We start from the raw sequence: 13,624 nt of genomic DNA, 5'->3' as shown, positions 1-13,624 counted from the left end.
AATCTGTCATATATATCAAGTGCTTCTTTATACAAAAAGAAAACAGTACATCTGTACTGTCATTTATTCTATCCCTCTTGAATATCGTCTTCTCTTTCATATGGAAGAAAATCCACAAGAAATCCATTATTTTTTAAAGATTCTTCGATTTCATCTAAAATCTCCACGGTATCAGCTGCCACATGATGAAAGTGATATCCGGATGTCAAATTTAATAAGGCAGTGGATTTCCCTGTTTTTAAATTATTTAAAAGGGTCTGGATATCCCTTCTGCTTTTGATTTGTAAAGGAGCGCTCATTTTCCCATAGGCACGATGATTTACCATGACATCCTGTACACTGCCGCCTAAATCAATGATGATATTCAATTCATCTTCAATCTGTTCATTGCTGTGGTGTACTTTGAATAAACGAATCGCTTTATAGCTTTCATTGATGATATACCCACGAGCAGTTGCGACAATTGGATAGCCCTGTGTACGAAGTAATGCGATATCCTGTACAACCACCTGACGACTGACACCGGTTTCTTTTCCCAGTGCACCACCAGATAATGGTTCTTTGGCATCACGCATCAGTTCTAGAATCTTTTTACGTCTTTGTGATCCTGTCATGACTGTTTTCATACCTGTGACTTACTCCTTTCCTGTTTGTGAAACAACACGATTAATCCATCACTTTCAGGTGTTTTAAACTGATATCCAAAATTGGCGCAGAGTGTGTTAAAGCACCACTGGATACATACGTCACACCCAGTTCTTTGATCAATGCGATATTTTCTTTCGTGATATTGCCAGAACATTCTGTTTCTGCACGACCATCAATATATGCAATCGCTTCACGCATCTGATCTGGTGTCATATTATCCAGCATGATAATATCAGCACCTGCTTCTACTGCCTCTTTTACCATATCCAGATTTTCTGTTTCTACTTCTATTTTACGTACAAAAGGTGCATAAGCTTTTGCGGCAAGTACTGCTTCTTTAACACCACCAGCAGCATCAATATGATTATCCTTCAACAATACACCATCAGATAAGTTATAACGGTGATTTCCACCTCCACCAACTTTTACGGCATATTTTTCAAAGATACGCATACAAGGTGTTGTTTTTCTGGTATCCACAAGACGTGTATGACTACCTTCTAATAAGGCTGCTACACTTCTTGTGTATGTTGCGATACCGCTCATTCTTTGAAGATAGTTTAATGCAGTACGCTCTCCACTTAACAATACGCGAATATCCCCTTTGACAACTGCCAATAAATCCTGATTTTTTACCTGATCTCCATCCTTTACAAAGAATGTAATTTCAGTGGCAGGATCCAATAATGTAAATACACGTGCAAAAATATCAAGACCGGCAATCACACCATCTTCTTTACAAATCAAATTAACTTCTCCAAGCTTATATTCTGGCATAACTGCATTCGTTGTGACATCTTCACTATGAATATCTTCTTGTAGAGCCATACGGATATATTGATCAGCAACAAGCTGCATTGTTATTGTATTCATTTTCTTATCTCTCTTTCTCGGCACGCATCATATTTTCAGCCGCTTCTTTCGCAAATACTAAGCTTTCCAGCAAACTGTTGCTGGCAAGCCGATTTTTCCCATGTACCCCATTACAGCTGGTTTCTCCAATTGCATATAAACAAGGCATGGTCGTTTCTGAATGATGATCCACATGTACGCCTCCCATGAAATAATGCTGGGCAGGAACAACCGGAATCGGTTGTTTTGTGATATCATAACCTTCTTCTAAACAGGTTTTATATATATTAGGAAAATGTGATAAAATAGTAGCTTTTGGTACCGCCGCAAAATCCAGCCATACATGTTCACTGCCTTCTTTTTCCATTTCTTTTAAAATCGCCTGTGTTACTTTATCTCTTGGTAATAATTCATCCACAAAGCGCTCATGTTTCCCATTTAATAATACTGCCCCATCACCTCTTGCGGATTCACTGATCAAAAAGCTTCTGCCTTTTTTTCGTGTAAATAAAGAGGTTGGATGAATTTGTACATAATCTAAATGATCCAGCTGAATCCCATGTTTTCTACAAATATCCAGCGCATCCCCAGTCAGGGAAGGATAATTGGTAGAATGTTCATACAAGCCACCAATACCACCGGTTGCCATTACGGTATATAATGCATGAATGTGTAAGGTTTCTCCATCTTTGTTCTTAGCAATCATCCCGACACATTTTCCATCTTCTTCTATAATATCGCACATACAGGTATGCTCCATGATGGTTACATTTGGCATTGCTTTTACCTTATGCTGTAACACTGTGGTAATTTCTTTTCCAGTGACATCTTCATGAAAACAGATTCTTGGTTTTCCATGTCCGCCTTCTCTAGTATAGCGAAGTTCCCCGTTTTCATCTTTTTCAAATTCTACACCCAAACGCATCAGATGATTGATGATATCTCGACTGTTTCGAATCATCAAATCAACGCTTTCCTTATTGTTTTCATAATGTCCAGCACGCATTGTATCTTCAAAATATTCATCATAATCATCTTCATCTCGTTGTACACAAATACCACCCTGTGCCAGCATGGAATCACAACTTTCTAAATCCTCTTTACATATCATTAAAATCTTTTTATCATGTCCTAAATTTAATGCCGTATACATACCGGCAACACCACAGCCTGCGATGACAACATCGTAGTATAAATCCCCTTGCATCATTGATTCTCCTTTCAGGCATATGTTTATTTTGCCAGTTCCAGCATTCTTGTTAGAGTTGCTTTCGCTGGTTCTACATGTGCTTTTACGACATCCGCCGCATTTTCTCCTGTTTTTAATACTTCTATAATTTTATCTAATGTAATCTTTTTCATATCTGTACATACAGGTAATGTTTCTGGAAAATAGAACTGTTTATCAGGGTTTTGTACCTGCAGTTCATAACGTACACCTACTTCTGTAGCAATGATAAACGCATTTGCGTCACTTTCTTTTGCTTTACTTAAAATACCAGAGGTAGATCCAATATAATCAGCCATCTCTAATACCTGTGCATTACATTCCGGATGTGCCAATACAAGTGCTTTTGGATATTTCTGTTTTAATGCTTTGATTTCTTCTGGTTTGATAAATTCATGAATTGGACAATATCCTTTAACAAGCATTACATTTTTTTCAGGCACCTGTTGTTTAACATAACGGCCTAAGTTTTTATCCGGTATGAATAAAATATTTTTATTTGGCAGATTTCTTACGATTTTCACTGCATTAGCCGATGTTACACATACATCTGCCCATGTTTTAACTTCTGCTGTTGAGTTGATATAACATACAACAGCTAAATCATCATATTTACTTCTTGCCTCATCTATTTCTGCTTTACTGACCATATGTGCCATAGGACAATCTGCACTGGCATCTGGCATCAATACCGTTTTTTCCGGACTCAGCAGTTTTCCGCTTTCTCCCATAAAGGATACACCGCAAAATACCAGTGTACGATTGTTTAAGCTTGAAGCAATCTTACTTAAATAGAAAGAATCTCCTACATAATCTGCGATTTTCTGTACTTCTTCATCCACATAATAATGTGCCAGAAGCACCGCGTCTTTTTCCTGTTTTAATTGTCTAATTTCTTCCTGTTTATTCATATACCTTTGATCTAAGTATCTTTTTACAGACACCTTTCTACTCCTTTTCCCATACTTTTTTGTAAAAGTATCTGCATCAGTATATCACATATCCTAACAGGTGACAAGACACATATCTATACAAACAGTATTTTCTTACAAAATTATTTTACAATCCTTTATTCATTGCTATTTCTTACATCTTCTTTTCTTTTTCCATATTAATAAAATACATTAGGGAACTTTATGGTCTTATTATGATTTCTTATATGGTTAGAAATCAGTTTATTTTCAATTTGTGAGGGTTTACAATAAGATTGGTTGTAAATAGCATAAATTGCACAATTGAACAATACACTTCATTGAGTAACGTTATGTTTTAGAAGGAGGACAAAGGAATGTCATATGAAGTATCTTACCAGGAACTGAATCAGATTTTTGATTCACTCCGACTGCACTACAAGATTTATGCGCCTAAGCGTCTACATAATGTAGGCAGATATTGCAATACGGATATGATTCGTTATGAAGAAATCCGCAGCGCAGAAGAAATTGAATTAAAAGAACGTAGTGTTTATTCCCCTAAGGAAGTATTTTATCCAGTCAACCAGACGCTGTTTCACTATACAGAGTATGGATATCTGGAAAGTCAGATTTTTGATAAAGATTTATTGATCTTCGCCAGAAGCTGCGATATTCACGGTATCAAACGTCTGGACAAAGTCTTTTTAGAAAATGGAACTACGCAGGATCCTTATTATAAGAGAATGCGTGATAAAGTTCATTTTGTATTATTAGAATGCGGTGAAGGATGGGAATCCTGTGCATGCTGCTCTATGCATACAAATAAAACAGATGACTATGATCTGGCTATGCGTTTTCTGCCAGAAGAAAATAAAGTATTGGTAGAATGTAAGACTGACTTATTCAAGGAAAGCTTCTTACAAAAACCAGCAGTTGATTTCAAACCAGAATTCGTAGAAAAGAATAAAAGTGAAATCCGTGTACCTGAGATCACAGAAGATATGCTGCCACAAATCTATCAGCTGGATATGTGGAAAGAATATAACAGCCGCTGTATCGGATGTGGTGCATGTAACTCCGTATGTATTACATGCTCATGCTTCAATACCGTTGATACACCATATACAGAAAATGGCAAGAGTGGAGAACGCAGACGTACTTGGACTGGCTGTATGAATGATGATTTCACAACCGTCAATGGTGGTCATGCTTTCCGTGATGCTTATGCAGATCGTATGCGTTTTAAAACCTTGCATAAAGTATATGATTTCAAAAAACGTTTCAACACAGAAGATCATATGTGTGTAGGTTGTGGTCGTTGTGATGATGTATGTCCAAACAATATTTCTTTCTCACATATCGTCAACCGCTTATATGATGAAGTTGAAAAGATCAAGGAGGAAAAGAAATGATGAACCCATGGCTGCCAGAGAAGCATAAAATTTTAGATATCATAAAAGAAACGGATATGGAATCCACATTCGTTGTAGAATATGATCATCCATCAATCCAGCATGGGCAGTTCTTCCAGCTGTCTTTGCCAAAAATCGGAGAAGCTCCAATTTCTGTATCAAGTTTTGATGATCACTGTGTCTGCTTTACCATCCGTCGTGTTGGAAAACTGACCAATGTGATTTTTGATTTACAGCCAGGTGATGATTTATTTATCCGTGGCCCATATGGAAAAGGTTTCCCATTAGATGAATTCAAAGGAAAACACATTATTGTCATCGCAGGTGGTACGGGTGTATCTCCTGTTAGAAGTACCCTGCACCATTACTTAAGCCATCCTGAAGAATGCAAAGATGTTTATGCGATTGCAGGATTTAGAGATGCTGAACATGTATTATTCACAAAAGATTTAGAAGCATTTGAAAGTGCTGATCATTTCCATACCACATGGACACTTGATCGTGGCGAAAAAGAAGGCTTCAAACAGGGCTTTGCGATGAATTTCGTAAAAGATATTCCAATCAAAGAATGGAATGATAATGACTATGCAGTGATTATCGTTGGACCTCCAATCATGATGAGTACAACTGCTAAAGAATGTATGAATCAGGGTGTGAAAGAAGAAAATATCTATGTATCATTTGAACGTAAAATGTCTTGCGCTTTAGGTAAATGTGGTCATTGTAAAATCAATGAAACCTATGTATGTCTGGAAGGTCCTGTCTTCCCTTACACCAAAGCAAAGACATTGATGGATTAGGAGGGTAACAATATGTCACAAGATATGAATGTTGGTAAATTACGTACCAACTGTTTCCGTCAATCTAAAGTAAAAGGCGAATTCATGCTGCAGATGCGTGTACCAGGTGGTCTGATTGAAGCAAAATATTTAAGCTTTGTGCAACATCTGGCACAGGACTATGGCGATGGCACATTCCATTTCGGTTCTCGTCAGTGCTTTGAAATTCCTGGTATCAAATATGAAAATATTGATAAAGTAAATGCTGAATTAAAAGATTATTTAGATGAAGTAGAAGTAGAAATGTGTAATGTTGATATGGATACATCTGCTGGATATCCTACCATTGGTGCTCGTAATATTATGGCATGTATTGGTGGTATTCACTGTATCAAAGCCAATATCAATACTCAGGAAATGGCAAAAAAGATTGAAAAAGAAGTATTCCCTAGCCACTACCACATTAAAGTAGCTGTTGCTGGATGCCCAAATGACTGTGCAAAAGGTCACTTTAATGACTTTGGTATCGTTGGTTTAACAAAACCAGTTTATCATCCTGATCTGTGTATCGGTTGTGGAAGCTGTGTCAAAGCATGTGAATCACACGCAACACGTGTATTAAGCCTTGTCAATGGTCGTATTGATAAAGATGCCTGCTGTTGTGTAGGCTGTGGTGAATGTACATTAGTATGTCCAACAGGTGCTATGCAGCGTAGTGCTAAACCTTTCTATCGTATCCTGATTGGTGGTAGAACTGGTAAACAATACCCTCGTATGGGTAAAACATTTGCGGACTTCCTAACAGAAGAAGTCGTAATCGCAATCATTCACAACTGGCAGGATTTCTCTAAAGAAGTCTTAAAAGGTGAACCACGTTATCTGCATGGTGGTCATTTAATTGATATGGCTGGTTATGAAAAATTTAAAGAATTAATGCTGAAGGATGTTAAATTAAATCCAGAAGCAAGAATTGCAGAGAACCTATACTTTGCAGAAACTGAATATCGTGGAAGAATCCATGTAAAACCAGTAGAATAAAAAAATCTCTTACTTAAACTTTCCTAAAATATAAATAAAAGTCGCAGCTAAGATACATTATGAAGCTGCGACTTTTATATTTCACAAAAAGCTAAATATCAAAAGGAAGTTTTTCCTTTTGGATTTTTTCAATAATACTAGCAATATTAGAAGGCATTAGCCTAATTCTCCTATGTTGAAATCTGTAAAAACCGGTATTGCACCATAACGACCTTCGAGATAAGCCTTGTTGATTTTCTTATCATAGCGTTCATTAAAACGATCTAAAGGATAAAGATTAGAATTATTATCCTTATCTCTTGCGACAAACCATATTTGATCCCTTCTAAACAACTCCTGTGACATAATAGTTGCTTCGTGTGTTGTAAAAATTAATTGGATATCATTCTTTTTATGAAACTCATTTAATAAAACGATAAATCTTTTTGTAAGTGCCGGATGAAGACTTCTTTCCATTTCATCAATAACATAAACACTATTCTTATTTTTTGTTAATAAAACATCCAGTAAATCAAATATTCTTCTCGTACCATCCGATTCTTCATCAAAATCAAAATTACATGTAGAACTTCCGTGTTTGAAAGATAAAGTCGTGATTTCTGGTTCTTCTTCATTATCGTGAATGAAAAAATTAAAAAACTCATCTTTTGAACGCATAGACAATTTAAAATCTTTATGATTTTCTTTAATCATTCGGTATTGAATTGTTTCCATAATATTTTCATAGACATTCTTATTCAATTTACTTTTTAATTCATCAAGTGTTATTTTTTTGATTATAATATCACTAATTCCTGTATCAAAGGTTCTAATAATTTTTTTAACAATGTCAAGTGATTCTACATCATAATAATATTCAAAATTAGTAACAGGCGTTTCTGGCAAAAATATATTCAAATCATTTAAAAACCACCCATAGATATCTTTGAAAAAAGATAACTTGGAATCAGATGTGATTCTTTTATTTCTATTCATTTCAGATAAAAATAATACAGATGTATTTTCCGCAAGATCATCAGCGTAAACATTGAATTTCGCCATATCCATATCATCAAGTTGTAATGATTTATCTAGTTCAAAATGCTTTTTTTCCCTTTTGAATAAAATTTTAGGTTCTATCGCATCAGTGAATTCCATAATCCACTCATTTTCTATCATCTGATCCTTCAGTAATACATCAAAGCCGTAAGCATAACATCTATCATTTACACTTAATCTTACTTCTACTGTAGTAATCTTGTTTTCATTATCTTTTCTATTTTTACAATATAAATATCTTGATTTCACAGGTATTCCATCAGTTGAAAGAACACATTCCCTGATAAAGCGAAATGCTTCAACAAGATTAGATTTTCCAGATGCATTTGCACCATAAATAACAGCTGATTTTAAAATGGAAATACCATTTTTGTATCCTATCCGTTCTTTATTATTCCTTAATTTATTGGATGCTATCATATTAAAAGTCGTGAGTTTATGAAAAGATTTAAAATTTTCTAAAGATATCGATATCAGCATGAAATTACCTCCTTGTTTCTTCGTTATAGCTTCATTATATGCTTTTTTTCTTAAAACATCCATAGAAATTTATAATAAATAGAGAATTTTTCTCTTTAATACCTAATTTTAAGTTTATATTTTTCAAAAGTTTGAGATAATTTGATAATGATAGAGATTATATCGTTTTAAATAGAAAATAATATTTATTTTATCATATCTGTGATATCATAAATGAGTATGCACATCCTAAGTAGTAAAGGAGAATTTTATGGAAAATGTTGTGATTGTATTTGCAGATAAAGAATTAATGGAAGAAGAACAGCAGGAGTTTGTAGAACTGATCAAAGCTTGTGATATGGATATCCAACAGGAGTTTATACAAACATTAAGAGAAATCAACTTTCGTACATATATTGGAAAAGGCAAATGTGAAGAAATACGTGATTATTTAATCGATAAAGAGATCGCACATGTTGTATTTGATCATGATTTAACACCTCTGCAGATAAGAAATTTAGAGGAATATTTTCAAGTACCTGTGATGGATCGTACAGAACTTATCTTAGCGATATTTGAAAAACGTGCAGAATCCAGAGTAGCCCGCTTACAGGTGGAACAAGCCAGTTTATCGAAGTTGTTACCTCGCTTGATTGGTGCCAATACACAGTTAGGCAGACAAAGCGGTAGTGGTAAAAATAAAGGTGCTGGTGAAAAGCAGCTGGAATTAGATCGAAGAAGAATCAAATCCAGAATATCAGAAGTCAATCGTGAATTAAAAAAAGTAGAATTAGAACGTATGACCCAGCGAAAAGCACGCCAAAAATCGGATTTACCACTTGTTTCTCTGGTAGGGTACACCAATGCCGGAAAGTCAACAATCCTCAATCGTATGCTTGATCAATGCGCTGGTAAAGAAGAAAAGAAAGTATTAGAAAAAGATATGTTGTTTGCGACATTGGATACATCTATTCGTCAGATAAAAACCAAAGATGGTGATGAATTCTTATTAAGCGATACCGTTGGATTTGTTAGTGAACTGCCACATAGTCTGATCAAAGCCTTTCACTCTACTCTTGAAGAAGTAAAATATGCTTCCCTGTTACTACAGATTGTGGATGCCAGTTCTTCTCAACACATGAAACAGATGGAAATCACGCAAGAAACACTGCAAGAAATCGGTGCATCCCATATACCTATGATTACTGTTTATAACAAATGTGATCAATGTGATTTTCGTTATCCCCAGGTTTCAGGCAATGATATCTATATGAGTGCTAAAGAAGGTATTGGCTTTGATGAATTATATCAAAAGATCCACCAAATGCTTTATCCTAATGAGATGAAGGTACATATGCTGTTGCCATATGATCAATCAAAATGTATGGCTGAATTAATACGCAAGGGACACATTTTATCGAGGGAAGATGACATGCATGGCATTTCCCTGGAAATTTTGTTAAATGAGGATTTATTAAAGAAATATGATATGTATATCAAAAAATAAGACGCACGGTTATATTCGTACGTCTTTTTCTATTCTATTTATCTTCAGCAAGTGTTTTTTCGATATCTTCCAGATCTGCTTCTAATTCTTTGATGAATTCTTCTTTTTCAGCGATTTCTTCTTCTGTTTCTTTGATTGCACGTTCTCCAATCAAACCAACGATATCATTCTGTAAACGTTTGATCTGACGTCTTTGATTCTGAATCATATCTTGTTTACGATTACGTGCATCAATCATCTTTTGTTTCCACTGCTGGTGTTTTTGTTCATTCCATTCTTTTAATCCTTCAAAGTATGCATCCATGATTGAACGGAATTCTTTCCAGATTTCATCTTCTTTGTCTTTTCCACAGTTTCCGATTGTTTTCCAGTCAGCACCCAGCTTTTTCATTGCGGCAGTGTTTTCTCTTGTATATTCTTTTTTGTCCGCAATCTCTTTTGCCTGATCACTCAATGTTTTTTTGGCATTGTAGTTTTCATCCTGTTTACCATGCAGTTCTTCATAGTAAGCATTTCTTCTATCATAGAATTTCTGTCTTACTTCGTTGAACTCATCCCATAGTTTGTTTTCATGCTGTTTACCAGCACTTCCAACTGCTTTCCACTTATCCATCAATTCTCTGAATTTAGCACTGGTTTTCGCAAAATCTTCAGAATCAACAAGCGTTTTCGCTTCTTCTATCAATTCTTTTTTCACCTGTTTTGCATTGTCAAACTTACTCTGTAAATTTTCCCAATAGTCATGTTTCTTATCGAAGAATTTCTGGCGTGCAGCATTGAATGCTTCCCACAATGCATCATCTGTTTCTTTACCAGCAGAACCACTGGCTTTCCATTGTGCCATTAACTCATTCATTTCTTCTGTAGCCTGATTTAAGTTATCAGATTTCAAAATTTCATTTGCTCTGTCAATCAATTCCTGTTTGATTGCCTTATTGCTTTCATAGCCTTCTCTACGTTTCTGATAGAACACATCAATATAGCTGTCAAATTCTTCTGCCAGCTGATCTTCATAATCAGATTCCCAATATTGAATCCGTTTCCATTTTTTCTTTAGGTCAGATATTTGACGAAACACATCATTCCATTTCGCATCAGTAGGAATACTTTTTGCTTCCTCAATCAGTTCCTGTCTGCGTTTGATATCTTCATCAAAATCTTCTACTTCATACATTTCATCATTTTCGTTATACATATTATTCCTCCAGTTATCGTGATATCCCTAAATATGATCACTGTTACCAATATAAATTTTATCTCATTATACGCAAAAAGTCATGCTTTTTCGCATAATTTAGTTAAAAGATTTTTGATTTTACATTTCAATTTCATTTCTATACGATTTCATCAAAATATTTTATATATTTTGCTTTATTTTTTCAATTTTTCTAATGTTGATTGATCTTCTTGACCATCATAAAATTTATCTAAAACTTTTTGAAACACAGGCTCCTTACTAACGATTGAAAACAAAGTCATGGAAGATTGCAATTTCAAGTTATCCGGATACCCCATTACACGCACAGGATCATTACAATCTAGTGATAATAATGCTTGTGAGATTTCTAAAAGGCGTTCACGCAATACTGGATGATTCATATAATCTATAGCTTCTTCTTCATCTTTGATTCCATAAAATTGTGACATTGAGCTGAATCCTAAACCTTGCAGTTGTGGAAAAATATACCAGATCCAATGACTTTGTTTATGACCATTTTCAATTTCGTTTAATGCCGTTTCGTAATCATTTTCCTGCGCCTTTATAAAACGATCCAAGTTGCTCATAATTTTTCTCCTCTTTGACATGATTTAGAAAAAACTGCTCAGGCAATCCTAAGCAGTTTCATTATTGATTTATTCTTGTTCAAGTGCAAGTGTTTTTGTAGTGATATCACAAACTTCAGCTGGTCCATAGTACTGGATAGCTCCTGGATATACATAACAAGTTTCAACAGCCCATTCTTCTCTGTTTGCTTCAAAGAATTTGAATGGTTTGCCATCAAGTTCAACAAGTGCTTTCTTGATAACTGGTTTGTCTTCTCCATGTCTTCTTTCGATGTTCATCATCTTTGTGATTGGCATACCACCTGCAACCCATTCGTTTGCTGGTTTAGAAAGGTTAGAAACTTTTGATAAGTAACCAGTATATCCGTATTGGATCAACATAAATGCGTTGTATCCTAAAGAATAGCAATAGTCTGAATCAAAGTTAGATGGGAATGCACATCTTCCTTCATAACCTAAGAAGTGGTGTAATGCATTGAATTTACCGTTATATGTACCAGCTTTTCTTCTTTCTTCTAATTTGTCTTTTACTAAAGCAGAGAATAATTTTTCTGATTCAATCAAAGATACCTGAACGTTACCGTGTGGATCTCTTTCTAAGAATAACTGCTGCTGGATTCCTTCTGGAAGAATAGCAAATACGCTCATAGATTCTTTTGATAATCCTTTTTCAATGAATTCATATTTTTCTTTCCAAGTTGGAAGAGCATTGAAGTCTGCTGCTTTGCTACCTGCTAACAATTCATTGATTTCAGAAATCAATGTAGAGAATTCAGGAACGAATTCAACAACACCTTCAGGAATAATTGCAACACCAAAGTTCATGCCTTTAGCAGCTCTTTTTTCTACTGAATCAGCGATGTAATCAGCAATCTGAGATAAAGACATCTTTTTCTCAGCAACTTCTTCAGATACCAAGCAAATGTTTGGCTGAGTTTCAAGAGCACATTCTAATGCAACGTGTGATGCAGAACGTCCCATAACTTTGATGAAGTGCCAGTATTTTTTAGCAGAGTTAGCATCTCTTTCAATGTTACCGATCATTTCACTATAAGTTTTTGTTGCAGTATCGAATCCAAATGAACATTCGATATCTTCGTTTTTCAAGTCACCATCGATTGTTTTTGGACATCCGATTACCTGAACACCAGTATTGTTAGCTGCAAAATATTCAGCTAATACAGCGGCATTTGTATTTGAATCATCTCCACCGATAATCACGATTGCAGTGATTCCGTGTTTTTTACAAACTTCTGCAGCAATTGCAAACTGTTCGTTAGTTTCTAATTTTGTTCTACCTGAACCAATGATGTCAAATCCACCAGTGTTTCTATATTGGTTAATATAGTCATCATCAAATGTCAAGAAATCATCTTCGATTAATCCGCTTGGACCATTTTTGAAACCTAAAAGTTCATTTTCTGCATTTGTTGCTTTCAAAGCATCATATAGACCACAAATAACATTGTGTCCACCAGGTGCCTGTCCACCAGAAAGGATTACGCCGACAACTTGTTTTTTAGCTTCTGAAGTGTTTTGTCCTTTTGCAAAAGTAATTTCCTTTTTACCATAAGTGTTAGGGAAAAGAGCTTTAATCTTTTCTTGATCAGCTACACTCTGAGTTTCTTCACCTTCATTTACACAAATTTCTGAAATACCGTTTCTCAGCATTCCTGGAAGTTTTGGTGTATACTCATATCTAGCTTTTTGTAATGATGAAATTGTCATAATTTTATCTCCTTTTCGTATATAAACATACCTTCTAAATTATAAGACATTCACTGATTTTTTTCAATATATCCTTTCCAATTCATGTAATAAAAAAGATGTAAGTTTAAAAAAATTCATAAAAATGCGTTTTTTCATTACCAGTGAACAAATTTATTTTTCTATATAAAATATTTACACTTTTGATATTTATAAAAAAAGACTAATTTCATAAGATATCGAAAATATGAAATTAG

12 protein-coding genes are annotated in these 13,624 nt (G+C 34.9%); 4 read left to right on the top strand and 8 right to left on the bottom strand.

Features of this window, described 5'->3' with window-relative positions; all coding sequences use genetic code 11:
- Positions 1-68 precede the first annotated feature (68 nt).
- From DW114_RS01275 to nadA, 4 genes are read right to left on the bottom strand one after another with little or no spacing between them, the layout of a single operon-like run.
- Complete coding sequence (locus tag DW114_RS01275) at positions 69-626, bottom strand: transcription repressor NadR (protein WP_117451618.1); 558 nt, start codon at positions 624-626, stop codon at positions 69-71.
- A gap of 40 nt (positions 627-666) precedes the next feature.
- Positions 667-1,521 (bottom strand): carboxylating nicotinate-nucleotide diphosphorylase, encoded by an 855-nt coding sequence (nadC, locus tag DW114_RS01270; RefSeq protein WP_117451616.1) that lies wholly within the window; start codon positions 1,519-1,521, stop codon positions 667-669.
- Between the two features lie 4 nt (positions 1,522-1,525).
- The gene (locus tag DW114_RS01265; RefSeq protein ID WP_117451614.1) at positions 1,526-2,707 is read right to left on the bottom strand and encodes an L-aspartate oxidase; all 1,182 of its coding nucleotides are present in this window, start codon (positions 2,705-2,707) and stop codon (positions 1,526-1,528) included.
- A gap of 26 nt (positions 2,708-2,733) precedes the next feature.
- On the bottom strand, positions 2,734-3,639 hold the full coding sequence (gene nadA, locus DW114_RS01260) for a quinolinate synthase NadA (protein ID WP_117452008.1): 906 nt from the start codon (positions 3,637-3,639) through the stop codon (positions 2,734-2,736).
- Between the two features lie 377 nt (positions 3,640-4,016).
- Here nadA and asrA point away from each other — a divergent pair, with 377 nt between their 5' ends.
- The 3 genes from asrA to asrC are packed head-to-tail and all read left to right on the top strand — an operon-like array spanning position 4,017 to position 6,871.
- Positions 4,017-5,054, top strand: coding sequence for an anaerobic sulfite reductase subunit AsrA (gene asrA / locus DW114_RS01255; protein ID WP_117451612.1), 1,038 nt, complete (start codon positions 4,017-4,019; stop codon positions 5,052-5,054).
- Positions 5,051-5,854: an anaerobic sulfite reductase subunit AsrB gene (gene asrB, locus DW114_RS01250; protein ID WP_117451610.1), complete on the top strand. Its 804-nt coding sequence runs from the start codon at positions 5,051-5,053 to the stop codon at positions 5,852-5,854. The genes asrA and asrB overlap by 4 nt, the downstream gene beginning before the upstream one ends.
- 12 nt (positions 5,855-5,866) lie before the next feature.
- Positions 5,867-6,871, top strand: a complete 1,005-nt coding sequence (gene asrC, locus DW114_RS01245) for a sulfite reductase subunit C (protein ID WP_117451608.1) — start codon at positions 5,867-5,869, stop codon at positions 6,869-6,871.
- 156 nt (positions 6,872-7,027) lie between these two features.
- On the opposite strand, the gene DW114_RS01240 is transcribed toward asrC, so the two are convergent.
- Entirely contained in the window at positions 7,028-8,389 is a 1,362-nt protein-coding gene (locus DW114_RS01240) for an AAA family ATPase (RefSeq protein ID WP_158552190.1), read from the bottom strand.
- 250 nt (positions 8,390-8,639) lie between these two features.
- On the opposite strand from DW114_RS01240, the gene hflX reads away from it, so the two are divergent.
- Positions 8,640-9,875 (top strand): GTPase HflX, encoded by a 1,236-nt coding sequence (hflX, locus tag DW114_RS01235; protein ID WP_117451604.1) that lies wholly within the window; start codon positions 8,640-8,642, stop codon positions 9,873-9,875.
- A 34-nt stretch (positions 9,876-9,909) separates the two neighbouring features.
- On the opposite strand, the gene DW114_RS01230 is transcribed toward hflX, so the two are convergent.
- The 3 genes from DW114_RS01230 to DW114_RS01220 all read right to left on the bottom strand — a co-directional run bounded on the left by DW114_RS01230 (position 9,910) and on the right by DW114_RS01220 (position 13,388).
- Positions 9,910-11,070: a DUF349 domain-containing protein gene (locus DW114_RS01230; RefSeq protein WP_117451602.1), complete on the bottom strand. Its 1,161-nt coding sequence runs from the start codon at positions 11,068-11,070 to the stop codon at positions 9,910-9,912.
- 176 nt (positions 11,071-11,246) lie between these two features.
- A complete protein-coding gene (locus tag DW114_RS01225) occupies positions 11,247-11,660 on the bottom strand; it encodes a DUF1810 domain-containing protein (RefSeq protein WP_117451600.1) in 414 nt (137 codons plus the stop codon).
- 69 nt (positions 11,661-11,729) lie between these two features.
- Complete coding sequence (locus DW114_RS01220; RefSeq protein ID WP_117451598.1) at positions 11,730-13,388, bottom strand: diphosphate--fructose-6-phosphate 1-phosphotransferase; 1,659 nt, start codon at positions 13,386-13,388, stop codon at positions 11,730-11,732.
- Positions 13,389-13,624: the final 236 nt, after the last annotated feature.

The sequence above is a fragment of the Absiella sp. AM09-50 genome (genome assembly GCF_003433845.1).
GTDB classification, from domain to species: domain Bacteria; phylum Bacillota_I; class Bacilli_A; order Erysipelotrichales; family Erysipelotrichaceae; genus Hoskinsella; species Hoskinsella hominis.
The sequence above is the reverse complement of the archived record's forward strand: the minus strand, read 5'-3'. Positions and strand labels throughout refer to the sequence as shown.